Annotated in this window: 26 protein-coding genes; 2 read left to right on the top strand and 24 right to left on the bottom strand. The window is 42.5% G+C overall.

Going from position 1 to position 26,988, the window contains the following annotated elements:
* Positions 1-35 precede the first annotated feature (35 nt).
* Complete coding sequence (locus tag ABE41_RS03890) at positions 36-1,385, bottom strand: sodium-dependent transporter (RefSeq protein ID WP_066286695.1); 1,350 nt, start codon at positions 1,383-1,385, stop codon at positions 36-38.
* A gap of 37 nt (positions 1,386-1,422) precedes the next feature.
* Positions 1,423-2,373, bottom strand: coding sequence for an NAD(P)H-dependent flavin oxidoreductase (locus tag ABE41_RS03885; protein ID WP_066286693.1), 951 nt, complete (start codon positions 2,371-2,373; stop codon positions 1,423-1,425).
* Between the two features lie 66 nt (positions 2,374-2,439).
* Between ABE41_RS03885 and ABE41_RS03880 the strand changes: the two genes are divergently transcribed.
* Complete coding sequence (locus ABE41_RS03880; RefSeq protein ID WP_066286691.1) at positions 2,440-2,955, top strand: gamma carbonic anhydrase family protein; 516 nt, start codon at positions 2,440-2,442, stop codon at positions 2,953-2,955.
* 258 nt (positions 2,956-3,213) lie between these two features.
* On the opposite strand, the gene paaX is transcribed toward ABE41_RS03880, so the two are convergent.
* The 20 genes from paaX to ABE41_RS03780 form a co-directional block, all read right to left on the bottom strand.
* Positions 3,214-4,107, bottom strand: coding sequence for a phenylacetic acid degradation operon negative regulatory protein PaaX (gene paaX / locus ABE41_RS03875; RefSeq protein ID WP_066286689.1), 894 nt, complete (start codon positions 4,105-4,107; stop codon positions 3,214-3,216).
* 69 nt (positions 4,108-4,176) lie between these two features.
* Complete coding sequence (locus ABE41_RS03870; RefSeq protein ID WP_066286687.1) at positions 4,177-4,953, bottom strand: enoyl-CoA hydratase-related protein; 777 nt, start codon at positions 4,951-4,953, stop codon at positions 4,177-4,179.
* 12 nt (positions 4,954-4,965) lie between these two features.
* Entirely contained in the window at positions 4,966-6,171 is a 1,206-nt protein-coding gene (locus ABE41_RS03865) for a thiolase family protein (protein ID WP_066286685.1), read from the bottom strand.
* Positions 6,171-7,043, bottom strand: a complete 873-nt coding sequence (locus tag ABE41_RS03860) for a 3-hydroxyacyl-CoA dehydrogenase (RefSeq protein ID WP_066286680.1) — start codon at positions 7,041-7,043, stop codon at positions 6,171-6,173. Before ABE41_RS03860 ends, ABE41_RS03865 begins: the two co-directional genes overlap by 1 nt.
* Before the next feature lie 290 nt (positions 7,044-7,333).
* The gene (locus tag ABE41_RS03855) at positions 7,334-8,842 is read right to left on the bottom strand and encodes an aldehyde dehydrogenase family protein (RefSeq protein ID WP_066286678.1); all 1,509 of its coding nucleotides are present in this window, start codon (positions 8,840-8,842) and stop codon (positions 7,334-7,336) included.
* Positions 8,843-8,868: 26 nt separating this feature from the next.
* The gene (locus ABE41_RS03850; protein ID WP_066286676.1) at positions 8,869-9,642 is read right to left on the bottom strand and encodes an enoyl-CoA hydratase-related protein; all 774 of its coding nucleotides are present in this window, start codon (positions 9,640-9,642) and stop codon (positions 8,869-8,871) included.
* 10 nt (positions 9,643-9,652) lie between these two features.
* A complete protein-coding gene (locus ABE41_RS03845; protein ID WP_066286674.1) occupies positions 9,653-10,429 on the bottom strand; it encodes an enoyl-CoA hydratase/isomerase family protein in 777 nt (258 codons plus the stop codon).
* A complete protein-coding gene (locus ABE41_RS03840) occupies positions 10,422-10,727 on the bottom strand; it encodes an EthD family reductase (RefSeq protein ID WP_066286672.1) in 306 nt (101 codons plus the stop codon). Before ABE41_RS03840 ends, ABE41_RS03845 begins: the two co-directional genes overlap by 8 nt.
* Positions 10,728-10,768: 41 nt before the next feature.
* Positions 10,769-11,278, bottom strand: a complete 510-nt coding sequence (gene paaD, locus ABE41_RS03835) for a 1,2-phenylacetyl-CoA epoxidase subunit PaaD (protein ID WP_437435460.1) — start codon at positions 11,276-11,278, stop codon at positions 10,769-10,771.
* 17 nt (positions 11,279-11,295) lie between these two features.
* Entirely contained in the window at positions 11,296-12,102 is an 807-nt protein-coding gene (gene paaC / locus ABE41_RS03830) for a 1,2-phenylacetyl-CoA epoxidase subunit PaaC (protein WP_066286665.1), read from the bottom strand.
* Complete coding sequence (paaB, locus tag ABE41_RS03825) at positions 12,102-12,446, bottom strand: 1,2-phenylacetyl-CoA epoxidase subunit PaaB (protein ID WP_066286662.1); 345 nt, start codon at positions 12,444-12,446, stop codon at positions 12,102-12,104. The genes paaC and paaB overlap by 1 nt, the downstream gene beginning before the upstream one ends.
* 24 nt (positions 12,447-12,470) lie before the next feature.
* Positions 12,471-13,436: a 1,2-phenylacetyl-CoA epoxidase subunit PaaA gene (paaA, locus tag ABE41_RS03820; RefSeq protein WP_066286659.1), complete on the bottom strand. Its 966-nt coding sequence runs from the start codon at positions 13,434-13,436 to the stop codon at positions 12,471-12,473.
* Positions 13,437-13,506: 70 nt separating this feature from the next.
* Positions 13,507-14,835, bottom strand: a complete 1,329-nt coding sequence (locus tag ABE41_RS03815; protein ID WP_066286657.1) for a phenylacetate--CoA ligase family protein — start codon at positions 14,833-14,835, stop codon at positions 13,507-13,509.
* Positions 14,836-15,201: 366 nt separating this feature from the next.
* The gene (locus ABE41_RS03810; RefSeq protein ID WP_066286656.1) at positions 15,202-16,191 is read right to left on the bottom strand and encodes a lipoate--protein ligase; all 990 of its coding nucleotides are present in this window, start codon (positions 16,189-16,191) and stop codon (positions 15,202-15,204) included.
* Positions 16,192-16,218: 27 nt separating this feature from the next.
* Entirely contained in the window at positions 16,219-16,953 is a 735-nt protein-coding gene (locus ABE41_RS03805; protein ID WP_066286655.1) for an MBL fold metallo-hydrolase, read from the bottom strand.
* 402 nt (positions 16,954-17,355) lie between these two features.
* Positions 17,356-17,685 carry a YmaF family protein gene (locus ABE41_RS03800; protein ID WP_066294580.1) on the bottom strand — a complete coding sequence of 110 codons (330 nt, stop codon included), beginning with the start codon at positions 17,683-17,685 and terminating at the stop codon, positions 17,356-17,358.
* Positions 17,686-17,925: 240 nt separating this feature from the next.
* Entirely contained in the window at positions 17,926-18,753 is an 828-nt protein-coding gene (locus ABE41_RS03795; protein ID WP_066286654.1) for a carbohydrate ABC transporter permease, read from the bottom strand.
* Between the two features lie 30 nt (positions 18,754-18,783).
* Positions 18,784-20,112: a carbohydrate ABC transporter permease gene (locus ABE41_RS03790; RefSeq protein WP_066294578.1), complete on the bottom strand. Its 1,329-nt coding sequence runs from the start codon at positions 20,110-20,112 to the stop codon at positions 18,784-18,786.
* A 160-nt stretch (positions 20,113-20,272) separates the two neighbouring features.
* Positions 20,273-21,574, bottom strand: coding sequence for an ABC transporter substrate-binding protein (locus ABE41_RS03785; RefSeq protein ID WP_066286650.1), 1,302 nt, complete (start codon positions 21,572-21,574; stop codon positions 20,273-20,275).
* A 44-nt stretch (positions 21,575-21,618) separates the two neighbouring features.
* The gene (locus tag ABE41_RS03780; RefSeq protein ID WP_066286648.1) at positions 21,619-22,605 is read right to left on the bottom strand and encodes a LacI family DNA-binding transcriptional regulator; all 987 of its coding nucleotides are present in this window, start codon (positions 22,603-22,605) and stop codon (positions 21,619-21,621) included.
* A 206-nt stretch (positions 22,606-22,811) separates the two neighbouring features.
* Between ABE41_RS03780 and ABE41_RS03775 the strand changes: the two genes are divergently transcribed.
* Positions 22,812-23,534: an amino acid ABC transporter ATP-binding protein gene (locus ABE41_RS03775; protein WP_066286646.1), complete on the top strand. Its 723-nt coding sequence runs from the start codon at positions 22,812-22,814 to the stop codon at positions 23,532-23,534.
* Positions 23,535-23,835: 301 nt separating this feature from the next.
* Here ABE41_RS03775 and ABE41_RS03770 read toward each other — a convergent pair whose 3' ends face one another.
* Together ABE41_RS03770 and ABE41_RS03765 are read right to left on the bottom strand one after the other, a co-directional pair.
* A complete protein-coding gene (locus tag ABE41_RS03770; RefSeq protein WP_066286645.1) occupies positions 23,836-25,380 on the bottom strand; it encodes a glycine betaine ABC transporter substrate-binding protein in 1,545 nt (514 codons plus the stop codon).
* Positions 25,373-26,524 carry an ABC transporter ATP-binding protein gene (locus tag ABE41_RS03765; RefSeq protein ID WP_066286643.1) on the bottom strand — a complete coding sequence of 384 codons (1,152 nt, stop codon included), beginning with the start codon at positions 26,522-26,524 and terminating at the stop codon, positions 25,373-25,375. Before ABE41_RS03765 ends, ABE41_RS03770 begins: the two co-directional genes overlap by 8 nt.
* Positions 26,525-26,988: the final 464 nt, after the last annotated feature.

The raw sequence follows: 26,988 nt of genomic DNA, 5'->3' as shown, positions 1-26,988 counted from the left end.
AGACGCAGAACCAAATATGGTCTGCGTCAATTAGATCAGCCTGTGATCATTTTAAATACGCCAAGCGTGTTAAGGAAAACAATGAAAATAATAACTGGAACAATATAACGGACTAACATGAGCCATAATGCAAATCCTTTAACCGTAACGGATGACCCTGCTTTAAACTCTTGAAGCAATAGATCCTTTGGATATCGATATCCAACGAATAGTGCGATAAATAGAGCACCAAGCGGAAGCAAGATATTACTAACCAAGTAGTCTAATAGATCAAAGATCGTCTTGCCGAACAGAGTCACATCAGACAGCACACCCATTGATAGCGCTGAAGGAATACCTGCAGCAAAGATAAGCAATCCGATGATCCAAGACCATTTTGCACGGTTCGTTAAAGTCCCTTTTGTGATCGATGCAACAATGATTTCAAGCATAGAGAACGCTGATGTTAATGTTGCGAACAAGAAAAGAGCTAAGAAAATGATAAAGAAAAATTGTCCAAATACGATCTGATCAAACACTGCCGGCAGTACTACGAACAATAATCCCGGTCCTTCTGCAGGCTCAAGTCCTAGCGAGAATACTCCTGGGAAGATTGCCAATCCAGCAAGCAATGAAATTAATACGTTAAGCAAAACGATGGTTGTAGCTGATTTCGTTAAGCTTTCATTCTTACCTAAATACGAGCTGTACGTTACCATTACTGAAATACCGACACTTAAAGAGAAGAATGACTGGCCAAGCGCGAATAGAATATCGTCTCCGCCGATCTCTGAAAAGTCAGGAAGCAAGAAGAATTTTACACCTTCCATCGCATTGTCCAAAGTCAATGAACGCACAATCAGCACAACAAACAAAACGAAAAGAGCAGGCATCATAATCTGGTTTGCTTTCTCGATACCGTTTTTGATTCCGCGGCTAACGACATAGATAGTTATGATCATAAAGATAAACTGTGAAATCAGTACCGGCCAAGGGCTTGAGATCGACTCTCCGAACATTGCCCCAAAATCATTTTTGAAAAAATCACCTGAAAAACTCTTACCTAGATAAAGGACGATCCATCCGCCGATTACACTGTAAAAGGATAATAGAATAAATGCAGTTGCTACACCCATGCGTCCAAGCCATGGCCATGCAGATCCAGGCGCAAGTGTTCGGTAAGCAGAGACAGCTTCTTTCTGCGCTCCGCGGCCGATTACAAATTCAGCCATTAAAAGCGGAAAACCTACTAAAAAAGTAAACAATAAAAAGATAAGGAAAAACGCTCCTCCACCGCTTGTCCCGACTACATAAGGAAACTTCCAAATTGCTCCGAGTCCGATTGCGGATCCTGCTGCTGCTAAAATAAAGGCTAACTTCGACGTCCACTGATCTTGCTGATTCATAATCTAAACTTCCCCCTCTATTACAAATACAACTAGCCTATATTAAACGTTTGTTTAATAAACTAACTGTTTCTTTCGCTTCTTTCATCATAGTTTCAAGCAGTTCTTTCACGGTTGGAATGTCTGTAATCGCACCCGCAACCTGCCCGCTGTTAATAAAACCATTCTCAAGATCACCTTTTACTGCCCCTAAAATATGACGGTCTTCCGTTGTATGTTCAAGAAACTCTTCTGATGTAACGCCGTTTTTTTCAAGCTGTATCAGCTTCTGGGCATAAGGCGTATCGTAAATTCTCCGGATCTTTCCTATTGAACGTCCGACGATCATCGTTTTCGTATCATCGGCCTGCAAGAGAGATGTCTTATAGACTTCATGAAACGGAGCTTCTTTTGTCGCAATAAAACGAGTTCCCATCTGTACACCTTGAGCACCAAGAGCAAAAGCTGCTGCTAACCCGCTTCCATCAGCTATTCCTCCTGCTGCTATGACAGGAATGGAAACACTTCTGCTGACTTGCGGAAGCAGAACCATCGTTGTCGTTTCATACGGCGAGTTTAACCCTGCCGCTTCATAACCTTCTGCAACCAGCAGATCTGCACCTGCTGCTTCTGCTTTTTTCGCATGATAGACTGAAGCGATCACCGTAATCACTTTAATTCCGTGTTCCTTTAATTTCGGTATGTAAGGCGCTGGATTGCCTGCTGAAAGGGAAACGACTTGAACGTTGTGTTTTATGAGAAGCTTAAGAATTTCCTTTACGTCTGATGCTACAGTTAAAGGTACATTAACAGCAAATGGGCGCTCTGTCATCCCTTTTGTTGCAACAATCAGCTTTTCAACCTCATCTGCCGGCATTGTTCCGGCACCGATCGTCCCTAATCCCCCAGCGTTCGAGATAGCTGAAGCAAGTTCAGCATTGCTCACATTTCCCATCCCGCCTTGAATAATTGGGAACTCGATATTTAACTTTTCACAAACCGGATTCAAATTTTCCACCTCCCTTTTGTTCCTTTGTTATACTGAACCTATCAACCTATTTCCAGGGAGGCTCATATGAAATATTCATTTAACGGAAAAACGCCAGAAGTTCATGAAAGCGCTTTTATAGCTCCAGGTGCTCACGTCATTGGTGACGTAACAATCGGTGAAGGGGCAAGCATCTGGTTTAACAGCGTCCTTCGCGGTGATGAAGGTCCTATCTCAATCGGTAAAAAAACAAACGTTCAAGATAACTGTACACTTCACCTTTATGAAGGATACCCGCTTGTTCTTGAAGATGAAGTTTCAATCGGGCATAACGTCATCCTCCATGGATGTACGATAAAAAAAGGTGCGCTCGTAGGCATGGGCTCCACGATCCTCGATGGTGTCGAAATCGGTGAACAAGCCTTTATCGGTGCAAACACATTGATTCCCCCAGGCAAAAAAATTCCGCCGCGGGTCATGGTTATGGGTTCACCCGGCAAAGTCATCCGTGAACTGAACGATGAGGACTTAAAGCTAATCCAGCTTACAATCGACACGTATTACGAAAAAGGAAAGCAATTTGCCGCTGAACTTAAAAAGTAGTCCACTAGCAAGCACTTTCGTTCATAGATGCGAAAGTGCTTTTTAGTTAACCTTTGTTGCTATTGAAAGTGGTTGATTTCCGCTCCAGGTACTCGCTTTCCGCGGGGTGTGCGGTGAGCCTCCAAGGCGCTTTGCGCCCTTAGGAGTCTCACCTGTCCCACTGATCCCGCAGGAGTCTCGCACCTTGCGCTCCAATCAACTTATCAATGATGACTTTTAAAAGTTTTGTAGGCAATTACTCTTTTGAAAATGAATTTACTAAGACCGATTCTCCTGAATCAACGGATGATTCAGTGCATCAAATTCCGAATTCTTTTTTAGGGCATTTCCATCTGAATAGATACTTTCAAAGAAACGGCTTGCAGGTCCTGCAAGTGCGCGATAATAATCACTGAACAAAGATGCCGCATGATCGCCGAGCCATTCAGCAGGCAGAAGTTCCTGTGGCAAACCTGGATCGATAAAAAGGAACTTCCGGTATTCATGAACAAGCTTCGTCCGTTCAACAAAGCATTCCCCGTCCGTCATTTCGCCTTTTTCGATCTTGTTCTTATCGATCACATATTTTTGTGAATAAGTCACGATAAACTCATTGTATTTCGTGTTGATATCATTGAGATCCCAGCACTCAGAAACGAGCTTTTCATTCTCATTAGGACCATTATAAACGGCCGTAAATGAATGAACGTAGTCTTCGATCTGATATTTATCGATCATCAACTGAACCTGTTCAGAAGACTGATGAGGCGAAATCCAAAAGCTGTTTGCGAGGAGCCCGAAGCCGCTCCATACAAGCTCTTTACGAAGTTCATCCCTAATGCTTCTTTTTTCTTCAGGAATGGTGTAGGTGAACATCAGCCATTCCCCGTTCCATGGTTCCTGCTGCACTTTAAATATTCTTTTTGCAGCCTCATCCATCCGCTTTTTACCGCGTTCGGTTAAGTAATAATAACTTTTGTTTCCTTGCTTTCTGGCAGCGATCCATCCCTGTTTGTTCATTCTTGAAATAGCTGCCCTTACAGCTTGTTCATTATGGCCAAACTCTTCTAAAAGACGAATCAGGCTGCCGATCCATATTTCACTTCCATAATGCCTTATATAATCCCCATAAAGGGTAAAAATCATGGAACGTGTGTTTAAACTGTTTTGCATTGTATTTAACCTCATTTGTACCTGTAATTGTCTGTATAATCCTACCAGAACAATATGAGCGAAAACAAGTTACTCTCCTTTGAATACAGGTGGTCTTTTTTCTCCAAAAGCAACAAGTGCTTCCATTCGGTCTTTTGTAGGAATCGTCACTTCATACGCTTTAGCCTCGATAGCCAAGCCTGTCTGAAGATCAACTTCGCTTCCATATTTGATCGCATATTTTGCTTGCTGTACCGCAACAGGTCCATTCTTCATAATAAGCGACGCATAGTTCTCACAGACAGCCTTCAATTCTTCTCTGGATGTTACCTGGTTTAAGATACCATAAGAAAATGCCTCTTCTGCCATCATCTTTTTCGCTGTTAAAATTAGCTCCATCGCTTTTGCCTGACCGATCAGTCTTGGCAAGCGCTGCGTTCCACCAGCTCCTGGAATGATTGCCCAGCTAAGTTCTGTTAACCCCATGGAAGCTTCTCTTACAGAAACGCGAAGATCACAAGCTAGCGCAAGCTCAAATCCTCCGCCAAACGCGTGGCCGTTGATCGCACAGATTGTAGGCTGAGGCAAAGCTTCTACCGCAGAAAACACATCACGGATCTTACGTACGTTGCGTCGAACTTCAGATTCTGTCAGTGTACGGCGCTCTTTTAAATCAGCCCCTGCACTGAATGCTTTCTCTCCTGCTCCTGTAAAAATAACAACACGGACGTCATTGTTGTGATGAATGTCTTCGACTGTCTCTTCTAGTTCTTTTAGCGTTGCATAGTTAAAACAGTTCAATACCTCAGGACGGTTCAATGTTACATAGGCAACATGGTCTTTTACTTCATATAAAATGGCACTCATCGGATAATCCTCCTACTCATTAATGGCTTCAACAACAGAAGCGATTCCCTGCCCTACACCAATACACATTGTCGCAAGACCGTAGCGCGAACCTTGCTTTTTCATTTCATGGATCAGCGTCGTCAAAATCCTTGCACCGCTTGCTCCAAGCGGATGACCGAATGCAATGGCACCGCCGTTTACGTTTACTTTTTCTGAATCTAGTCCAAGTTCGTACATGCATGCCAATGATTGTGAAGCAAATGCCTCATTCAATTCGATCAAGTCCAAATCAGTCACAGATAAGCCTGCACGTTTTAATGCTTTACGTGATGCTTCGATCGGTCCAACACCCATGATCGCAGGTTCTAATCCAGCCACACCTGAAGATACATACCTTGCTAACGGTTTAAGACCTAGCTCATCCGCTTTTTCACGGCTCATTAATAAAAGTGCGGATGCTCCATCATTTACCCCTGAAGCGTTTCCTGCCGTCACAGTTCCGTCTTTAAACAACGGTTTAAGTGTCCCGAGCTTCTCCAGTGAAGTTTCTGGACGAGGATGCTCATCTTCTGTCACCCACGTTTCATTTCCTTTTCGGTCAACTAATCTCACGGGTACGATCTCATCTTTAAATCGGTCTTGTTCCATCGCTTTTTTAGCTTTTTGCTGAGAACTGAATGCGAACTGATCTTGTGCTTCTCTTGAGATGTCATATTTCTTCGCTACATTCTCTGCCGTTTCAGGCATAGAATCTGTTCCGAATTTTTCATGCATAAGCGGATTAACAAAACGCCAGCCGATCGTCGTATCGAACATCTTCATATCGCCGCGCGGATATTCGACTTCCGGTTTACCCATAACTAAAGGTGCCCTCGTCATGCTCTCTGTTCCTCCAGCAATAAATACATCGCCTTCACCTGCCATGATGGCACGCGCAGCATAGATTACCGCATCCATTCCTGATCCGCAAAGGCGATTGATCGTTGTTCCGCCAACCTCAACAGGCAGTCCTGCCAAAAGCGCAGACATACGGGCTACGTTTCGATTGTCTTCACCAGCTCCGTTTGCATTCCCAAAAATAACTTCTTCAATGTCCGATGGAGGCAATGCTGAATTTCTTTCTAATAGAGCTGAAATAACGACTGCACCAAGATCGTCCGGTCTTACTGACTTTAGAACACCTTTATAGCGGCCGATCGGTGTTCGGACAGCGTCAACAATAACAACCTCTTTCATTACTTCTTCACCCCGCTGCCTTCATTGGTGTAATCATAAACCCCTTTGCCTGATTTACGTCCAAGTCTTCCTGCTTTGACATACTTGACAAGAAGAGGAGCAGGGCGGTATTTTTCACCTAATGTTTTATGAAGATAGTTTAAGTTATTCAATCGTGTGTCGAGTCCTACCAGGTCACCAAGTTCGAAAGGTCCCATCGGGAAGTTCAATCCTAGCTTAATAGCTTTATCGATATCTTCAGGTGTACCCACACCTTCTTGAAGCATGTAAAACGCTTCGTTACCGATCATGGCAGAGATACGGCTCGTTACGAAACCAGGAAACTCGTTTACCGTAACCGTTTCCTTGCCCATTTTTACAGCAGCTTCTTTTGCAAGCTCAACCGTTTCGTCATCCGTTTCATGGCCGCGCACGATTTCTACAAGCGGCATTCTATGCACAGGGTTAAAGAAATGCATCGCAATTACTTTTTCTGGCCGCTTAGTAAATGACCCAATTTCTGTAGGGCTCATCGTCGACGTATTTGTAGCAAGCACGCAATGACTTGGTGCCGAATGGTCTAATTCTTCAAAAACAGCACGCTTGATCTCTATATTTTCTGGAACAGCTTCAATTACTATGTCTGCACCGCTGGCAGCTGCTGTTAGATGCACAGTATAAGAAAGTCTTCCTTGAGCTGCGCTTGCATCTTCTTGTGACAGCTTTCCGCGAGATACCGCTTTTGAAAAAATAGAATCGATTTCTTTTTTTGCGTTTTCCAGCTGATCTTGCTTTACATCAACAAGCTGAACATCAAATCCTCCAACCGCACAAACGTAAGCAATTCCTCTCCCCATTACACCAGATCCGATGACTACTGCATTTTGCAACATGGTCTCTCCTGCCTTTCTTTTTAAACAAGTGTTTAACTTTTGTGTGTAAAAAGCGAGCACGAATGCCCGCTTTTGTTTTGTATGACACTTTTCTATAAGGTTGTTGCTATTGGATCTTCGTTGCAAGTTGATTGGAGCGCAAGGTGCGAGACTCCTGCGGGACGAGCGGTCAGGTGGAGACTCCTAACGGCGCAAAGCGGCAGGAGGCTCACCGCACGCCCCGCGGAAAGCGAGCATCCTGAAACGGAAATCAACTACTCCCATGAGCAACAAAGCTTAAACTATAAGTTTTACAGATTAAAAGGATTCAATGGACGAGATCCTGTATATGACACTACACTCTTTGTTTCTGTATAAAGGTCTAGCGTTTCAATACAAAGCTCGCGGCCGAATCCAGATTGCTTGTAGCCCCCGAACGGCGTACCTGGGAATGCTGAGAACGGAGAATTGATCATGATCGTTCCAGCTTGAATCATGCCCGCTACACGAGTTGCTTTTGCATGATCCTTAGTCCAGATCGCAGCAGCTAAACCGAAGTCTGTATTATTTGCTAAACGAACCGCTTCTTTTTCATCCTTAAATGTGGATACAACGACAACAGGACCAAAGATTTCTTCCTTAACCACTTTCATTTCTTCGTTTACATCCGTAATGATCGTCGGCAAGTACCAGTGGCCATTTTCAAAACCATCCACTTTAGCACGGCCGCCTCCTAAAGCAATGGTTGCTCCTTCTTCTTCAGCAGATTTCACATAACCGTCGATTACTTCAAGCTGGCGCTCAGAGATGATCGCACCAACATGCGTTCCTTGATCTAGCGGATTTCCAAGAACAAGTTTCTTCGCTTTTTCAACGAACTTTTCCATAAATGCTTCATAAACACTTTCCTGAATGTAAAGACGAGAGCGTGCTTCACATGATTGACCCGTGTTATAGAAAATACCGAACAATGAGCCATCTACAGCAGCATCGATATCTGTATCTTCAAAAACAAGGTTAGGGGATTTTCCGCCAAGCTCAAGCGTCACACGTTTAATCGTCTGTGATGCTTTCGCCATGATGTCTTTTCCTGTTCCTGTTTCACCTGTGAACGCGACTTTATCAACACCTTCATGCTCAGCAAGGTACGAACCAACAGTAGCTCCATCACCTGTAATGATGTTTACAACACCTTCAGGAACTCCAGCTTCGTGGCAGATCTCTGTCATAACAATCGCTGTTAATGGTGTTAAGCTCGCAGGCTTTAAGATCACAGAGCATCCTGTTGCGATAGCCGGAGCAATCTTCCACGCTGCCATCATCATCGGATAGTTCCAAGGAATGATCTGTGCACAAACACCAAGAGGCTCTTTTAACGTATAGTTCATAAACGGCCCTGGCATCGGGTTCACTGCACCGCGATGGCTTACGATTGCACCTGCATAGAATTCGAAGTCTTCGATTGCCTGCATTACTTGTCCTTGTGCAGCGCTTAACGATTTCCCGCTGTTAAGGATTTCAAGCTCAACAAGTTCATTGAAACGAGAACGCATGATGCTCGCGATTTTGTTCATCGTGCGTGAACGCTTATTTACAGGAGAGCGCTTCCATTTACCTGTTTCGAATGCAGTTCGTGCGGCTTGTACTGCACGGTCAACATCAGCCTTCGTCGCTTTAGCTACCTTCGCTAACGGTTCACCAGTCGCTGGGTTGTACGTAACAAAATACTCCCCTTCCGAACCGGCCGTACTTTGACCGCCAATAATCATATCGTATTGATCACGCTTCACTGCTTTAACTTCCATTTTTGCTGTACTCATACTCTCCACTCCCTTTTCTTAGATGTCTATTTTCCTGTGAATGCAGGTTTTCTCTTTTCTAAAAATGCATGCAGTCCTTCTTGATGATCTTCAGACTCTCCTGCGATCTTCTGTGCTTGTGCTTCATATTCGAGCACTTCGTTCAGATCGCTTTCCCAGGTTTTATTTAAATAACGTTTAATAAGCCCGATTGCTTTCGTAGGCATGTTTGCCAATTTTTCCGCGAACGTTTCAACTTCAAGCATGAACTCTTCTTCGCTCACTGTTTTTGTAACGAGACCGAACTCTTTAGCTTGCTGTGCTGTAATCTTTTCACCGAGTACTGCAAGCTCCATCGCTTTCGCATGCCCGACTAAACGCGGCAAGAAGTATAGGTTCCCTGAGTCTGGAACTAAGCCCACGTGAATGAACGCCTCAATAAAACTCGCTTTCTCGCTCGCGATACGGAAATCGCACGCCAATGCCAAGCTCATCCCTGCACCTGCTGCCACACCGTTTACCGCTGCGATCACTGGCTTTTCCATCGCCACAAGTGCTTGCACCATCGGGTTATACCCTTTGCGGAGAACTTCACCATAATCCGTAGAATCTGTCGAACCAGTTAAGTCCTGTCCGGAACAGAATGCACGCCCAGCTCCAGTAATGACTACTGCTCTTACCTTGCTGTCTTTGTTCGCCTCTTTAACCGCCGACACCATTTCCTTATGCATGAGTGATGTAAAAGCATTTAGTTTATCCGGACGGTTCAGTGTAATCCATGCTGTCTTTCCTCTTGTTTCGTAGCTAATCGTTTCAAACATGGTTATCCCCCTACTTCCCTTTAAACTCTGCAGGACGTTTTTCAACAAATGCTTTCATGCCTTCTTTTTGGTCCTGCGATGAGAATAATAGGTAAAAGTTTTTTCTTTCAAACTGCATGCCTTCATATGTTGAATAATCGATAGATTTATAGACGGTTTCTTTAATTAAACGAGTCGATAATGGAGCTCTTGAAGCTACAATTCTTGCATACTTTTTCGCTTCTTCTAAAACAAGTTCAGGTGCGATAACGCGGTTGATCACTCCATATTGGAGCGCTTCATCTGCTGTCATCGGATCACCGAGCCACAGCCATTCCAGTGCTTTCTTCTGTCCCATAAGCTTAGTGAGCTTTACTGTTCCTCCAGCACCTGGCATTACCCCAAGTTTGATTTCAGGGAATCCGAACTGTGCGTTCTCTGCCGCAAAAAGAATATCTGCACAAAGAGCAAGCTCAAACCCCCCGCCGAAACAATAGCCGTTAACAGCACCGATAATCGGTTTCTTTATCGTTGCGAGACGATCCCATTCTTTGAACTGGTTTAATAGTTCAAGAGAAACGCTGTCGTCTTCTTTCATTTCATCAATGTCTGCACCAGCAGCAAATGCACGCTGGTTACCTGTTAAAACAATTGCTTTCACCTCATCATTACGGTCAAATCCTTCAAAAGCATCTAAAAGCTCCGTAACCATCGGCCGGTTGATCGCGTTTAGAACACGCGGCCTGTTTAATTGAATTAAGGCAATCCCATCTTCAACTGAGGTTATGATTGTTTCGTAATTACTCATTGATTTCCTCACCGATCATGAGCGTTACAAGTTCTGCTGCAAAGCTCATTAAGTCTTTACCAGAAGCTTTACCTTCGTCTGACTTCATCGCTGCTTTTAGTGCGTCATGATCATCGTAGTACATTTCACAAAGAATATGGTACTCGCTTTTCCCCATTGGAGAACCAACAATCTTAGTTACTTCCATTTTGCGAAGTCCAGGAATCTTTTTTGTAATCTCTGTATGATGTCCAAAATAGTGCTCGTCGAATTGATCAATGTTTTCCGGTGTTTTGTAAAGTGCGATTAATTTTACCATGTGTGTTTCCTCCCTATTTTTAACCTCATATTTTTTTGTGGCTACCCCATATCAGCAACTGGTTTCATTGCTTCAAACGGGTTTTTGCACGACTTGCAATACAGGATGCTTCGGCATGCTGTCGGACCAAAAATGTTTTCCATCGTCACATAGGTTGACCCGCAATATGGACAGTCGATCTCCCATGGCTCACCCATTACATGGTTCGCCGGCGGCGGAGAGATTCCGAATTCTTTTAATCTCTCACGTCCCTCTGGTGTGATTCGGTCTGTTGTCCATGAGGGTGTAAATACAAAATTCACTTCTGCCGATTCAATTCCTTCTACTGTTTCTAAGGCTTTTTTAATATCTCTTTCGATGATATGCAAGGCAGGACACCCCGAAAAGGTAGGCAGTACGGAAACTTTCACATTTCCATCTGTCACTTCTACTTCGTGTATCATACCCAGGTCCAATATGCTGACGGAGGCGATTTCAGGATCTTTAACATCCCCAAGCGCGTCCATAACGGTATCGGTCATGCTGTTTTTTATTTCGGACACGTGGTTCATCTCCTTTCTAGATCGTCTTACCAGCCAGTTGCAGGATTTGTAGCATACACTTCTGAAAGTGTAGATAATGCTTGTTTTAAATCATCTGTGTGAACACCGTTTCTCCCGTTGCCTCTTTCCATTCGAGGCTCGCCAGGATATTCTGCTCCCACTTCTTTAAACACTGCTTCCATCTTGTTCGTCCAGCGTTTTTTCATGACTGCTTCATCATCGATCAAGTTCGCTTTCACGATCTCTGCGTATGAAGGAACAAGTGTAAGAACACCGCCGAAATCCTTCCAGACTTTTTCAATAGCTGCGTTCATACGCTCGATCGCTTCATCTGTACTCGTCATCAGCTGCTTAAACCAAACTTCCCAGTGCATGAGGTGATAGTATTGTTCGGTCATGATTTTTCTTGCTGCCTCAGCTAATGGCTCATAAGAAGAATGGCGAAGCGAATCTAAACGAATCTGTTTATGCACCGCATAAAAGTAATTGCGGACTACAGCAAATGCCCAGTCATAATCAGGTTCTTTTAAATACGTGCCAGGTCCGTTCACTTCTTCTAAAATGATGGCATTGCGGAATTGATCAGGTGTACGCAAATGAGCAATTCTATCTGCTTCCCCTTCTCCAAGATCCTCTAATAGACGATAGTAAAGGTTTGCATGACCCATCATGTCCTGAGAGATGGATGAGAACGCAACATCCTCTTCAATATGCGGCGCAAGTCCGAGCCATTCAGATCCACGGAACGAAAGAATAAAATCATCGTCTCCCATCTGATAGAGAAGCTCGATCAATGCGGCTTTCTCTTGTGGCTTCAATGTTTCCTGTGTCATTAATTGTCTCCCCTTCCGCCAAGGATGTGCTGTTCTGTAAACTGCTCCTGGTTGTAGTCACGCCATTTCTTCTTTAAATAACCGTATCCTTTTGTTTCTCTATACTCCTTATCAAGCCTTTTGAGCATCTCTCTCTCATCCTGATTCAGACCGCGGATGTTCTCTCTTTTTACAACCCAGATGTCAGCAACCGTCTCTCTTCTGAAAAAGTTCTCTTTTGCCATGATGAGTGCCATATCAGCGTTAGGAGCTAAAAGGCTGAAGCTGTGCTGAAACGGTGATTTATCTGTTTTTTTGCTAAATACTTCATATACGTTGTAAAACTCATTTTTCGTTTCGTTCACGTTGGTTGTCTCTCCCTTCCGCTGTTAGATCGCTTTTTTAGCAGCCAATGCCTCGCGTACCCACTCGTTATTTTTGTATGAGCGGCGGCGAAGGTCTAAGCGATTTTGAGATTGTGGCCCGTTTCCGGAAACGATCTGCTTAAACTTGCTCCAATCAGCATCCTTATAGATCCACATTTGTGTTTCTTCATCAAAACGGATCGTATCATCCGGAATCGTTAGTCCGAGCGACCAAATACGCGGAATGTATTTTATAAAGAATTCTTGCCTTAGATCTTCATTCGTTTTTGTACGGATTTTGTACATAATGTTCTTATCCGCATTAGAGTTGCCCGTTTCTTTAGCCGATTTCGGTCCGAAGAACATGATAAGTGATTCCCACCAGCGGTTAAGAGCATCCTGCAGCATCTGGCGCTGTTCAGGAGAACCTTCTGCCATCGCTAAAATAATGCTCTCTCCATGCTGTGCGTGGAATACTTCTTCTGCACAAATACGCTTTAGCGCTCGAGCGTACGGACCATAAGAAGAATCAAGCATCATACTTTGAGAGATGATTGCAGCTCCATCTACAAGCCATGCAATGATTCCAGCGTCTCCCCAAGTAGGAGCATCCATATGGAAAACGTTATGGAACTTCAGTTTCCCTGAAAAAAGGTCTTCCATGATATCATGGCGTGTCTTTCCTAGCGGAGCCATCAAGTCTTCTGCTACACGAAGCAGCAATTGGCCATGACCCATTTCGTCCTGTACCTTAGCCATGATTGCAAGCTTGCGGTGCAAGGAAGGTGCTTTAGGTACCCATTCTTTCTCTGGAAGCGCTCCCATAATTTCCGAAATCCCATGCATTGAAATCAAACGAATCAGCTGCAGACGATAATCATCGGGCATCCAGTCATCGGGTTCAATCTTTTCGCCAGCATTGATACGATCTAAGAAATGCTGCATCTTTTCTTCTTCACTAAGTTGATTAAAGCTCACACCAACTGTCATGTTATTCCCTCCTGTTGTATTACGTTTTATTACCGTAATTATAAAATAACGTCATACTTTTAAACAATGGTTAAACACCCATTTTTTTCTGAGAGTGCCTCACAACTCTGATCGCCTTTCCTTCTGAACGCGGAATAGTTTTTGGCGGAAACACTTTTATCTTCATTGTTACAAGGCAAGTATCTTTAATTTTTTTAGAGATGGTTTGTTTAAGCAGCTCTGTTGCGGAATGTGCTTCATCACCGTTCGTTATTGCATAAAGTTTTTCACTCATCTCCACATGAAGTTCGATGTGCTCCCTGAATCCTTCTGTCTGTATATGCACCTGGTAATGAGGGACGATATCCTCATTGGCAAGCAGGCAATTCTCGATCTCTGAAGGGAAAACATTAACCCCTCTGACAATGATCATATCGTCGATCCGCCCCTTCACCCTGCTCATCCGGACCGAAGTCCTGCCACAGCTGCAAGGTGTACGGTCAAGCGAAGCGATATCACCTGTACGATAGCGGATGATCGGAAAAGCTTCTTTCGTTAAGCTCGTAAAAACAAGTTCCCCATATTCTCCGTCCGGCATTGGTTCGAGCGTATCCGGATTAATAATTTCAGCTATAAAGTGGTCATCCATAATATGCAATCCGTTCTGTGCTTCGTGACACTCCATCGCTACTCCAGGCCCCATCACTTCGCTGAGCCCGTAAATATCCATAGCCTTGATTCCGAGCTTTTCTTCGAGCGTTGCCCGCATCTCTTCCGACCAAGGCTCCGCACCAAATATACCGTATTGAAGTGAAGTTTCTCTTGGATCTTTTCCGAGCTCTTCCATCTTTTCCGCAATGGTTAAAATGTAGGATGGTGTTCCGCAAATCACTTGCGGTTTGAAATCTTCAATAAGTAAAATCTGACGCTCTGTGTTACCTCCAGATACAGGAACCGTAACCATCCCCAGCCGTTCTGATCCGTTATGAAGACCTAGTCCGCCAGTAAAAAGTCCATATCCATAAGCGTTGTGCAGGACATTGCCCGGCTCACCGCCCGCTATTGCTATAGACCGCGCTACCATGTCACTCCATCTTTCAATGTCACCTTCTGTATAACCGACAACGGTAGGTTTCCCGCTTGTACCAGAGGATGCGTGAAGCCGGACTAGATGGTCTTGCGGAACCGCAAAAAGTCCGAATGGATAGTGATCACGGAGATTCTTTTTTACAGTGAACGGGAGCTTTTGCAAATCTTCCAGTGAGTTTATTGATGATGGATGAATTTCTTTTTCGTCAAATGCATTTTTGTAAAAGGGCACATTTTCGTAAACTGTTTGTACTGTCTGCTTTAAACGGTGAAGCTGAAACTCTTGTTTCTCATCTCCATTCATGCACTCCACATTAGGATGAAGAATCATTCATTGTTCATCTCCTTTTACGATTATGTAAGCGATTACATTTAGAAATAAAAAAATATGACGTTTTTATAGCGTTATTGAATATTAGTGTAATGTAATTTGATTTAAGCTTATCATTTATATTAATTTTCTGTCAAATAGATTTGGGTGCTGGACATGCAAGCCAATAAGGCTAATTATTGATATATTTCCAAATTCGCTGATATATTTATTTTTTTGCTGATAAAATTTGATATTCGCTGATAAAATGAAATTTTTGCTGATAAAACAAATTTAGTGCCTAATTTCCACTACCGACATGCTTCATCGGCTCCAAATTACAAAAAACCGCCCTCACAAGAAGGCGGTTTTCCATCAATTTATCTATTAATACAGAAGATCCAGAAATTCCTGACGGGAAACATTACCAAAATAGTGTTTCAAATCGATATCTTCCAGAACTTTTTCAATTTCTTCGCGATCGTAACGCACACCGTTCAGCTTATTCTCGATATCTGATACATCTCCTACACCGAAGAAGTCTCCAAAAATCTTACTTTCTTGGATAATTCCTTTTACGATGTGAAGGCGGATATCAATTGAGCCTGCTGCAAAACGATTAGATAATTCAACGTTAAACTTTGGCGACTTACCGTAGTTCCAATCCCAGTTCGCATAACGCTCTCTGGAGATTTTGCGGATCTCAGCCCAGTCACTTTCTGTTAACTCGTATTTTGGAATCGAATCGAACTCTTCAAACAAGTAAGTAAGAAGTATTTCTTTAAATTCTTTCATTGTCATGTCTTCATTCAAGTGCTCACGAATATTCGTAACACGGCTTCGGATGGACTTGATCCCTTTAGATTCAATCTTGTCCATGCGGACGTTTAAAGCTGATACTACATTTTCAATCTCAGAATCAAACAATAAAGTTCCATGGCTGAACATACGCCCTTTTGTTGAGAACTGCGCATTGCCCGATATCTTCTTGCCTTCAGCCAAGATATCGTTCCGTCCGCTTAATTCAGCGTTCACACCAAGCTTTTTCAAGGCTTTTACTACTGGATCAGTGAACTTTTTAAAATCATGAAAAGAGTTTCCATCATCCTTTGTGATGAAGCTGAAGTTCAAGTTACCAAGGTCGTGATACACAGCTCCGCCTCCAGATAAACGGCGTACTACATGAATCCCCTGATCACGCACGTACTCTGCGTTTATCTCTTCAACCGTATTCTGGTTCTTGCCGATGATGATGGATGGTTCATTTATATAAAAAAGCAAATACGTTTCATTGATGTCCAAATGCTTCAAAGCGAATTCTTCTATCGCCAAATTCACTCTTGGGTCTGTAATATTTTCATTATCAATAAAAAGCATAGTTTTCTCCTCTTTCAGTCCCTATCTTTAAGCTCCCCACGTCCAGCCGGATGAGGCAAGCTCCACTTTATTGTTATACACCTCTTTTGCCTCTGTGACAAGCTGTGATAACTGACCAAAATGAGGAAGATGTGTGAGCAGCAGCTGTCGGGCTTCTGATTGATGAGCAAGCTTACCGCAATCTTCAGAAGTCATATGACCAGGACCGCTTCCATCCATTCCCTTATAAAAGTTGCATTCAGCAATAAGAAGATCAGCATTATGGCTGAAAGGTACCAGTTCAGGAATAAGTGCAGTATCCGCTGTATAGACTATCGTATCTTTCCCATCTGTTATACGCATCGCATAACAAACGGCTGCATGCTTCGTCAGCTGAAATGTAATCGTAAACGGACCCACTTTTAATTCACCAGAAGGATCATAAGCGATTCCTTTTGTATGCTGAAGATGAGTCAAAGAAAGCAATCCAGCTTCATCTTCGTTATGGCCATAGATCGGAAGCGTCTTAATCCCTTCTTGCAAAAAAGACTGAATGAGCCTGCTATATTGAAGTACTCCAATATCCGCCACATGGTCAGCATGATAATGAGAAATAACCACTGCATCCAACTCTTCTGGTTTTATGTACTTTTGCAACTGGGAAAGCACGCCGCTTCCGCAATCCACAAGAAGGTTAAAACCTTCACTTTGTAAAAGATAGCCTGATGTTGCTTCCCCTGCACCAGGATATCCGCCCCAGTAGCCTAAAACAGTAAGTTTCATGTAAAATTCCTCCGATTTTATTTGGATATCTTCAGAGTATCAGAATCAAGTTTAGTCTTCCATTTTACAAAATAAAAAACACCGTAAAGAATCGGTGTTTATTACGCTCTTTTCTAAAAAATTGTTGCAACTGAGAGTTTTTTAAATTCTTCATTGAATAGTTAATTGGAGCGAAAGGACGAGACTCCTCGAAAATGAAAATCACATTTTCTTCGTGCGATATAACGCTGTCGCAGCCTTCCTTGTCCTGCAGGATGAGTGGGACAGGCGAGACCACTCAATGTCGCTGGGCGACGAGTGGGCTCACCGCACACCCTGCGGAAAGCGAGTTCTGTAGCGGAAATTAACCTCTTACAAAAGCTACTAAGTTTACAAAAACAGCCTTTTAAAAAAATTTAATTATCAACCAGAAACATTTTTCCCAGTCCAACCTGTATATTGATGTGTATGCCCATCATTAAAAGTAGTTGTTCCTGTTAGCATATGATAATGTGTTCCATCCGCAGAATAGATGGGAGGTCCGGTGGTTCCAGAGAAACGATGAACATGCCCGTCATCAAAGGTGGTTGTTCCTTCATAGTTATGAACATGCCCCATTGTGTTTTTGACTGGACTTGTCGTCCCTTGGACAGTATGCGAATGCCCATCATTAACTGAAGTCTGCGTAGAATATTGGTGAACATGTACGTTTCTGCCCATCCATTTCATTTGTTCAATCTCATGATCGTGCACAATACTTCCTCCTTCCTTACATATTATCTCTCCTATTTCTATGTACGTGTTTTCAAAAAATACATAAAGAAAACTTGATTGACGCCAAGCCTTTCGGTCAGCCTTAGTTGCCCTTATACTTTGTTCATAAACTTGTTCCGCTGCGTCGATCATCATCCGCTTACCAAGTTATGATTTTTAAAAGTGAAACAAAAATCCCTGCAGCTAATTTAAGCTGCAGGGATTCCAAAAATAAGACTTCTATTCTTTTACCGCACCAGATGTCAGACCAGATACAATCTTACGCTGGAACGCTAGAACCATTATTACAAGAGGCACTGTTACGATAACTGTTGCAGCCGTAACTTCACCCCACGGAATCGTGAATTGTCCTTCAAACATCGCGATACCTACAGGAACGGTTTTATAAGCATCATCTGTGTTGATCGTTAACGCAAACAGGAACTCGTTCCATGCCGAGATGAACACAAGGATCGCTGTTGTGAAAATCCCTGGGATTGCAAGCGGCAGGATAACTCTCCAATAGGTTTGCATCAAGGACGCTCCGTCGATCTTCGCCGCTTCTTCTAAATCAAACGGTATCTTACGGAAGAAAGTTACAAGCAGCCAGATTGAAAGCGGCAAGGTAAAAGTCGTATAAGGAATGATCAAACCAAGATAACTGTTCGTCAATCCAAGGTTCTTCAATACAATATAGATAGGCGAGATCGTTGCGATCTGCGGAAACATCGATACCGAAAGCACCAAACCTAAGATAAATGTTTTTCCTTTAAACTTTAAGCGTGCGATCGCATAAGCCGCAAAGCTCGCAACAAGTACGGCATAGACCGTTGTAATCGTTGAAACCACCAAGCTGTTCCACAGATATTTTAAAAAGGGATAGTTCACAAATACAGATTCGTAATTTTCAAGAGTCATATTATCCGTAAACGGTATGAACGCACGATCGCCAAACAGCTCGGCAACCGGTTTAATTGAACTTGCCAGTACCCATAAAAACGGAAACATGACAAGGAAGACAAACAATGTTAGAAATACGTAAAACATTGGACCCGCTTTTTTGTTCATTTCCTATTCACTCCTTATGTTTTCCGTTTTTTACTTATCATTTAAAAGATCTCGACCTAAAAACTTAATATAGATCATCGAGATGATCGCCACACAGATAAACACAATGACGGACAACGCCGAACCTTCACCGAAATTGGTTTGTGCAAACATAACTTTATAAGCAAGTATTGAGATTGTTTCAGTAGAGTTTGCTGGGCCTCCGCCTGTTAAAACGTAGATCAAATCAAACACACGGAACGCATCCAGTGTACGGAACAATAATGCTACAAGAATGCTAGATTTTAATAAAGGCAATGTGATTTTCAAAAATTGCTTCCACTTACTCGCTCCATCAATGGCTGCTGCTTCATACAGAGAACTCGGAATCGTCTGTAATCCAGCCAACAAGAGCAATGCCATATAAGGTGTTGTTTTCCAAACATCCGCAAAAATTACCGAGAACATCGCACCATTGCTGCTTGTTAATAGATCTGTCATTCGGTCAAAAAGACCAACACTTTCAAATGCTTTCGCTACGATCCCGTTTTGACCATCGTATAAGTATTTCCACATGAACGCCGAAACAGCTGTCGGAATCGCCCATGGTATGAGGATTGTCGCACGGACAAGCCCTCTTCCGAAGAACGCCTTGTTAATCAGGATCGCAATTGCTAGGCCAATTACAAGCTCAGCGAAAACAGAGATTACAGTAAAGACCGTAGTATTTGAGATCGCCTTCCACATACGTCCGTCAGATAGATTCTCTTTATAATGTTTAAGCCCGATAAAGTTCGGTGTGATGACAGAGTCGCTTAACGATGAGGATAATCCGATCACATCATCTGGATTTTTCAGTTCATCCTTCAGTTCCCGTACTTGAACTGTCGTTTCGTCTACTGTCTTTTCAAGATCAAGAGCTACTTCTTTATCTAACTCTGCAACTGCAAGATCCTCACTGACAGGCTTCATGACCATCAGCTTTTCATCAACCTGATCATATTGATCCTTCAGCTCACCGTCTTTCTTTAATTCTGAATCTATTTTTTCAAGATTAGCCTGAATCGCCTCTAGTTCTTCTTTTGTTTTTCCAGAAGCCTCTCCTATTTCTTCATCAAGAGAATTCATTAAAAAAGGATAGTTATCCAGGTAAGTATGGAGATTCACACTGTATGAAGTATGAGCTTCAGATTTCCCTGGGTTGTTCAGCCTTAAGTCAAACATGCTGTAGTAAAAAGATTGAAAAACCGGCCAAATCGCAATGACAAAAATAAGAATCATGGCAGGGGCAATAAGCAGATAGCCGATTGAACGTTCAGACAGCTTCTTTTTGCTCTTTGATTTCGTCTTTGCCTCAATAGGTTTTGGGTTATTAGGCATTAAGTTAGGTTTCAAAAGGGTCAGCTCCTTGCTTTTCGAATGCAATCGACGGACGGGCGTTGAAACGTCCATCCATTTCACTCTTATGGAATCGATACCAGCTATAGAGAAAGGGGAGCCTTCACCACAGAAGGCCAGCCCCTATTTCCAAAATTATTGATTATTTTTCAAGTTTCTCTGAAATTTCTTTTTGCATATTCTTTGCAGCTTCTTCAGGTGTAATCTTTTTAGCGATAGCTTGAGATACCTGAACTTGGATGATGTCAGAAATCTCAGGGTAGTTCGGTGCTACCGGACGAGATACCGCAGCTTCAAGAGCTTTTACAAATCCTTCATCCTTGTAGTAAGGGTTTGCTTTTAGAATTTCTTCATCTTCGTAAAGAGAAAGAATCGTTGGTGCATGTCCGCCTTTGATCGCGTCGATCTTCTGTCCTTCTTCACCAGCCATAAAGCTTAAGAACTTCCATGCTTCTTCAGGATGCTTCGTGTTCTTGTTAATACCAGCCATCCATCCGCCAAGTGTTGCCGCAGATCCTGCATCTCCAGCTGGAAGTGGAGCAGCTGCTACTTTACCTGCGATTTTAGATTGCGACTCATCGTTTGCTAACGCATATTGATATGGCCAGTTACGAATCAAACCAGCTTGACCGTTGATGAATGCTGTATGAGATTCTGGCTCAGCAAATGTTGTGATGTTTTGCGGTACAACATCAGAGTTTACGATCTCTACTAGCTTAGAGATCCCTTTGATCGCTTCTGGAGAATCTACTTTTACTTCACCATTTTCGTCGATGATTTCTCCGCCGTAAGAAGCGATGAATTCAACAGCGTTACATACAAGTCCTTCATACTGCTTCGCTTGCATCAAGTAACCGAACTGTGTTCCGCCTTGACCTTTTGTTTCTTTCGCTTTCGCTAAAAGCTCGTCCCACGTTTTTGGAACTTCACCTTCTGGAACTAGATCTGTACGGTAGAAAAGCATTCCTGCATCAATGAACTTAGGAAGTGCCCACTGCTTGCCCTTAAACTTGGCAGCGCTGATCGCACCTTCGTTATAGGCTCCTACGTCAACACCATCTTTTTCGATAAAACGATCAAGCGGCATCAAGAATCCAGCTTGTGCGAATTCAGCAGGCCAGATAACATCCAGGTCAATAACATCGATCTCATCGGAATTTGCATTAAATGCAGTTACGTAAGCATCATGCTGTTTTCCAGTATCTGCAGGCATTTCTTTAAACTCTACATCAATGTTAGGGTATTTTTTTTCAAAAGCTTCCACCATTGCTGTAGTCCCTTGTGTATCATCCTTACCACGCGCATAAACGATTTTTACTTTTTCGTCTTTATCCCCGCCGCCAGAATTGCTGCTGCCTTCCTCTTTGTCTGAGCAAGCTGCAAGCACAAGTGAAAGCGCAAGCGAAGTCGAAATCACTTTTGAAATCTTCTTAAGCTTTTTCATGTTTTATCCCCCTACTCTCCTGTTTTGTAAACGATTTCATTTTGTTATGTGGAACAACGTTGAATCAGTTTTAAAGGCAAAATGACTTCTTTTCTAACCGATGTCCTCTTTGATTTAATTGATTCAATCATTAATTCCATCGCCTGCCGTGCAATTGTCTCAATCGGCTGCTCAATAGTAGTCAATTCCATGAGTTCTGCCAGAGGCTGATTATCAAATCCAATAACGGCTAGATCTTCAGGCACCTTCCACCCCGCATCTGATGCAGCCTTAACAATTCCTGCAGCTACCTCATCACTTCCAGTAAAAAGGGCTTGTGGCGGATCTGACAGTTTCTTCAGGGCCTCGAACGTCCTTTTACCGTCTTGCACACTGTAAGCACCACCGAAATACCATTCATCCTTCATCTGAAGCCCAGCTTCATTCAGTGCCTTCAAAAATCCGATTCTTCTGTCATGCGCCACTCTTGAACTCTTATGGTCACCCGTACAATACCCAAGCTTTGTATATCCCTGTTCGATCAAGTGCTTCGTTCCTATATAGCCGCCTTTGATCTGGTCTAAAAAAACAAGGGGAACTTGTGCCGAGTCAGAGTATTCGTTGCATACAACAATAGGACCGTAAGCCAAATATGGTTCAATCTTACTCCAGTCATTTTCGATTGACGTCAGAATCAAACCATCTACCTGTTTTGTTTTTAAAAGCTCCAAAAAGTTGCGCTCTTGTTCCTTTTTATAACGTGTTTGACACAAAATCAGCTGATAGCCTTTTTTGGCAGCCTCTTTTTCCATCACTTCAACTAAATGACTGAAAAAGGGATTCGTGATGCGAGGAACATAGACGGCAATCGTTTCTGTTTGCTGTCTTCGCAATCTTCTTGCTGATGAATTCGGAACATAGTTGAGTTCTTGCATAGCATTTGACACAAGCCGCTTTTTTTCTTCTGTTACATACGGATGCTGGTTGATCACCCTTGAAACAGTTGTGCGGGACAGCCCTGCCAATTTCGCCACATCTTGAATGGTTGCCATCAGATTCTCCTCTTTAGAACTTTCTGGAATCGAAATCATGAAATCGTTTTCATATTCAGAGTATAGTTCAACTATTAACTGCAGGTCAATGCCTTTTTTCAGAAAGTTTTGTATTTAAAGATTTGATTTAAAGCAGGAGTTTAATCGAAACAAACGAACTTATGATAAAATACATAAACGATTAGTTACATGAAAGGAGCCGGACAATGATTAAAGTAAAAAACTTAAAAAAGTCCTTCGGCGATCTCGAAGTACTCAAGGACATCAACGCTGAAATAAAACCACAAGAAGTAGTATGTGTAATCGGTCCCTCTGGCTCAGGAAAGAGTACCTTTCTCCGCTGCATCAATAAGCTGGAGGAAATTACAGGCGGTCAAGTTTTAGTAGATGGAGCAGATATTACTGATCCCAAAACAAACATTAATAAGATAAGGGAAGATGTTGGCATGGTATTCCAGCAGTTCAACCTCTTTCCGCATAAAACAGTACTAGAGAACGTTACACTTGCTCCACTCAAAGTAAGGAATGCAAACAAAGAAGAAGCTAGGGACAAAGCATTGAAACTGCTCGCAAAGGTAGGTTTGCAGGATAAAGCGAACGCCTATCCTTCCCAATTGAGCGGAGGGCAAAAACAGCGTGTCGCGATTGCACGCGCACTGGCAATGGACCCAAAAATCATGCTTTTTGATGAACCAACTTCCGCACTTGATCCAGAAATGGTCGGTGAAGTTTTAGAAGTAATGAAGGATCTCGCACGGGAAGGAATGACGATGATCGTTGTGACTCACGAAATGGGCTTTGCTCGCGAAGTTGGCGACCGAGTGATTTTCATGGACGGCGGGTACATTGTTGAGGAAAATGTTCCTTCTGAATTGTTTGGAGACCCTCAGCATGAACGTACGAAGCTGTTTTTAAGTAAGGTGTTATAAAAAATCGAGGTGAAACCAGCTTTCTGCATTATGGGAGCTGGTTTTTTTTGAATTCTAGAGATTCGCTGTTGAATACCTGCGTTGGTATAAAATGAAGTTTATAGACTGTAATTGAACATTTATAAGCCGTAAAACATTTTTCTAAACCGTAAAAAAATATTATAAGCTGTAATTCACCATTTATAGACTTTTTGACAAACTAGGCGCTGGTCATATTTAAAAACACCCCTCACACCAGTCCTGAATTTTCCTTAACAAAAAACTGGATCCCAACAGGAATCCAGTTTTTCATCTTCATTATTTAGTTAATTAAACCTTTACTCTCTAAGAAATCTTTAGCTACTTTCCGCGGATCTTCTTTATCCAAGTCAACCTTCGCGTTCATTTCAGCTATTTCTTTCTCAGTAATCTTTCCTTCAAGTTCATTTAACACGCCTTCAAGCTTCGGATATTCTTTCAATGTATCCTCTCTAACGATCGGTGCAGCGAAATAAGGCGGGAAGAACTTCTTGTCATCTTTTAATGTCTCTAAATTAAAGCGGACAATCCTTCCGTCCGTTGTAAACGCTGGAACCGCGTCTACTTTTCCTTCTTTTACTGCAGTATACATTAAGTTCGGATCGAGGCTTCTTTTCACTTTAAAGTTTAAGCCATACGTTTTTACAAACGGTTTGTATCCGTCTTCACGTTCAAAAAACTCTGTTGGTCCGCCAAAAGATACTTCATTTGAAATAGGTGCTAATTCTGAGATCGTCTTTACATTTATTTGTTTTGCTTTGTCAGGATTTAAAGCTAATGCATAGGTGTTCTCAAATCCTAATGGCTTTGTCCACTTCAGGTTATATTTTTTCGCATAGCCTTTTTTAACAGTGTCGTAGATTTCTTCAGGACTCATGCCTGGATCATACTTTTCTTTTAAGATGGTTAAATACCCTGTTCCGGTGTACTCAACATACATATCAATGTCGCCCTTTTTAATTGCTTCTGTTAAGATAGGCGTCTCCCCAATCGCTTCTTTAACGGTTACGGGATAATCCGTTTTATCTTTTATATATTCTGAAATGATGTATGGAAGTATATATTGCTCTGTCCATTTCTTACCTGTAATTACAATGGCATCTTCGTCTCCGCCTCCGCGCAATGCAAAGAATAGAACGAGAGCTGCAATAGGAATACCGATAAATAGCGGAAGTTTCCACGAACCACGCTTTTTTGCTGATGTTTTAGGCTCTGTAGCCATTTCAATTCTGCGCAATATAAAATCAAAAAGGATTGCTAATAATGCCGCTGGAATGGCTCCTGCTAAAACAAGTTCGTTACGTGTTGTCGATAGACCGCGGTAGATCAGATCTCCAAGTCCGCCTGCACCAATGAATGCTGCTAACGTAGCCACACCAATGGTTAAAACTGTTGCGGTTCTCAGACCTGCCATAATGATAGGCAGTGCTAATGGCAGTTCGATCATTCTTAAAATTTGAGAATTGGTCATTCCCATTCCTTTACCTGCTTCAACGACTGATTTGTCTACTCCCGTAATACCTGTGTAAGTATTGCGTAAAATCGGCAATAGGGCATAAACCGTCAGTGCGATGATAGCCGTAGTGCTTCCGATCCCAAAGACAGGGAGCAAGAATCCAAACAAAGCCAAACTCGGTATCGTTTGAAAAATAGCTGTTATCCCAATAATTGGTTCTGCAACTCTTTTTTGTCTAGAAATAAAAATCCCAAGCGGAATTGCAATGACAGTAGCAATTAGAATTGAAACAAGAGATAAGAATAAATGCTGCTGCAATCCTATTAAAATTTCAGGCCACCGGTTAACTAGAGTTTCAAGTAAATTATTCATCACCCTTACCCCCTTCAAGAGGTTTTTGTGCGGTGATGTTTAATCCAGCAAGTCCCCTCATCATTGTCGCACGCGTGATGATTCCTAAAAGTTTCCCATCTTCTAATACAGGAATCATGTTTACATGATTGGTCGCAAAAATTTCTGCCACTTCTGTATACGATGCATCTGGTGTGAGCGTGGTAATTTCTTTCTCCATTAGATCTCCAACTGTCTTATCTTCTTCCGCATAATGTCTTTCGATGCTTTCAAGTGTAATAATGCCAAGCAGCTTATTTTGCTGGTCGGTAATAAGAAGGCTGTCTACCCCATAACGTTTCATCATTTTCAAAGCTTCAGCAAGCCCTCTCGAATGTTTCGATGTAATAGGGTGCTTTCTCATCAGATCAATCGCTTCAGGCATGGCAGCCTCTGAAGAGAGCCTGTTCTCTCCAATAAACCCTTTAACAAAATCATTAGCAGGATGACGAAGAATTCGTTCAGGCGTATCGAACTGAATGATTTCCCCTTTATTTAAAATTGCGATCCGGTCTGCAATCTTAATCGCTTCATCCATATCATGCGTTACAAATACGATCGTTTTCTTAATCGTATCCTGCAATTTAACAAGTTCATCTTGAAGCTGTTCTCTGCTGATAGGATCAAGTGCTGAGAACGGTTCATCCATCAAGATGATAGGAGGCTCGGCTGCCAGGGCACGAATAACTCCTATACGCTGCTGCTGACCGCCGCTTAGCTCAGAAGGATAGCGTTTTCTGAAGGTTTTAGGATCTAAACCTACTAAATCAAGCAATTCATCTACTCTGCCATCATATTTTTCTTTCTCCCAGCCTTTTAAGCGCGGAACGAGAGAAATATTGTCTTCAATCGTCATGTGAGGCAGAAGTCCGATCTGCTGAATCACGTATCCGATATTCCTTCTCAGCTCAACGGGGTTTTGGTTTGCAATGTCCTCATCATCAATTAAAATTGTTCCCTTTGATGGTTCTATCAAACGGTTTATCATTCGCATGGTTGTTGTTTTACCACAACCACTAGGCCCGATTAACGCGACTAACTCCCCTTGTTTTACCTGAAAGTCAATGTTCTTCAAAGCCTCAAAACCGTCAGGGAACGTTTTCCCTACGTTTTTGAAAGTAATCAAGTGCGGTTCTCTCCTTTACGTAAAATAAGCTGCATCCATTAGAATGTCCAATTATTATCTTTCCCTTGCTTGCTTGCTTAAAAACCACTTTTTTAAGGCTGTTCGTAAAAATTCGCTGCAAATTGGAAGTGGTTGATTTCCTTTCCAGGCTGCTCACTTTCTGCGAGTGGTGCGGTGTGTCCGCGTGATTCTCGACCTTGCACTTCAATCAGACTTCCAATAAAACCCATTTCCTAGGTTTTACGGTACGTGTTCTTTTATTTATTACACGTTCGCTCAAAATTCTCGTTTTTCGCTCAAAATGTCTGAGTTACGCTCAAATCAGTACTAGTTCCGCTCAAAAAAGTTCCTGACCGCTCAACTTTTCCCACCTGCGCTCAAAACAAGGTTTTACTTCTTCAACCAAACCTTTTTTCCAAAGATACAACCCTTATTCTCTTACATAATTTCAATGAAACTTTTAA

This window comes from Fictibacillus arsenicus, from assembly GCF_001642935.1.
In the GTDB taxonomy this organism is placed as follows: Bacteria; Bacillota; Bacilli; order Bacillales; family Fictibacillaceae; genus Fictibacillus; species Fictibacillus arsenicus_B.
The sequence above is the reverse complement of the archived record's forward strand: the minus strand, read 5'-3'. Positions and strand labels throughout refer to the sequence as shown.

What these genes read in the sequence shown, in the direction of transcription:
- ABE41_RS03845 (WP_066286674.1), bottom strand. Translation starts at nt 10,429, where the DNA reads ATGAGTAATTACGAAACAATCATAACCTCAGTTGAAGATGGGATTGCC.
- ABE41_RS03780 (WP_066286648.1), bottom strand. Translation starts at nt 22,605, where the DNA reads ATGGCAACCATTCAAGATGTGGCGAAATTGGCAGGGCTGTCCCGCACA.
- paaX (WP_066286689.1), bottom strand. Translation starts at nt 4,107, where the DNA reads ATGCAAAACAGTTTAAACACACGTTCCATGATTTTTACCCTTTATGGG.
- paaA (WP_066286659.1), bottom strand. Translation starts at nt 13,436, where the DNA reads ATGACAGTTGGTGTGAGCTTTAATCAACTTAGTGAAGAAGAAAAGATG.
- ABE41_RS03795 (WP_066286654.1), bottom strand. Translation starts at nt 18,753, where the DNA reads ATGAACAAAAAAGCGGGTCCAATGTTTTACGTATTTCTAACATTGTTT.
- ABE41_RS03870 (WP_066286687.1), bottom strand. Translation starts at nt 4,953, where the DNA reads ATGAGTGCCATTTTATATGAAGTAAAAGACCATGTTGCCTATGTAACA.
- ABE41_RS03890 (WP_066286695.1), bottom strand. Translation starts at nt 1,385, where the DNA reads ATGAATCAGCAAGATCAGTGGACGTCGAAGTTAGCCTTTATTTTAGCA.
- ABE41_RS03865 (WP_066286685.1), bottom strand. Translation starts at nt 6,171, where the DNA reads ATGAAAGAGGTTGTTATTGTTGACGCTGTCCGAACACCGATCGGCCGC.
- ABE41_RS03775 (WP_066286646.1), top strand. Translation starts at nt 22,812, where the DNA reads ATGATTAAAGTAAAAAACTTAAAAAAGTCCTTCGGCGATCTCGAAGTA.
- ABE41_RS03810 (WP_066286656.1), bottom strand. Translation starts at nt 16,191, where the DNA reads ATGCTTTTTATTGATAATGAAAATATTACAGACCCAAGAGTGAATTTG.
- ABE41_RS03785 (WP_066286650.1), bottom strand. Translation starts at nt 21,574, where the DNA reads ATGAAAAAGCTTAAGAAGATTTCAAAAGTGATTTCGACTTCGCTTGCG.
- paaC (WP_066286665.1), bottom strand. Translation starts at nt 12,102, where the DNA reads ATGACACAGGAAACATTGAAGCCACAAGAGAAAGCCGCATTGATCGAG.
- ABE41_RS03790 (WP_066294578.1), bottom strand. Translation starts at nt 20,112, where the DNA reads ATGCCTAATAACCCAAAACCTATTGAGGCAAAGACGAAATCAAAGAGC.
- ABE41_RS03770 (WP_066286645.1), bottom strand. Translation starts at nt 25,380, where the DNA reads ATGAATAATTTACTTGAAACTCTAGTTAACCGGTGGCCTGAAATTTTA.
- ABE41_RS03850 (WP_066286676.1), bottom strand. Translation starts at nt 9,642, where the DNA reads ATGTTTGAAACGATTAGCTACGAAACAAGAGGAAAGACAGCATGGATT.
- ABE41_RS03840 (WP_066286672.1), bottom strand. Translation starts at nt 10,727, where the DNA reads ATGGTAAAATTAATCGCACTTTACAAAACACCGGAAAACATTGATCAA.
- ABE41_RS03855 (WP_066286678.1), bottom strand. Translation starts at nt 8,842, where the DNA reads ATGAGTACAGCAAAAATGGAAGTTAAAGCAGTGAAGCGTGATCAATAC.
- ABE41_RS03815 (WP_066286657.1), bottom strand. Translation starts at nt 14,835, where the DNA reads ATGATTCTTCATCCTAATGTGGAGTGCATGAATGGAGATGAGAAACAA.
- ABE41_RS03805 (WP_066286655.1), bottom strand. Translation starts at nt 16,953, where the DNA reads ATGAAACTTACTGTTTTAGGCTACTGGGGCGGATATCCTGGTGCAGGG.
- ABE41_RS03860 (WP_066286680.1), bottom strand. Translation starts at nt 7,043, where the DNA reads ATGTTGCAAAATGCAGTAGTCATCGGATCTGGTGTAATGGGGAGAGGA.
- ABE41_RS03880 (WP_066286691.1), top strand. Translation starts at nt 2,440, where the DNA reads ATGAAATATTCATTTAACGGAAAAACGCCAGAAGTTCATGAAAGCGCT.
- paaD (WP_437435460.1), bottom strand. Translation starts at nt 11,278, where the DNA reads ATGAACCACGTGTCCGAAATAAAAAACAGCATGACCGATACCGTTATG.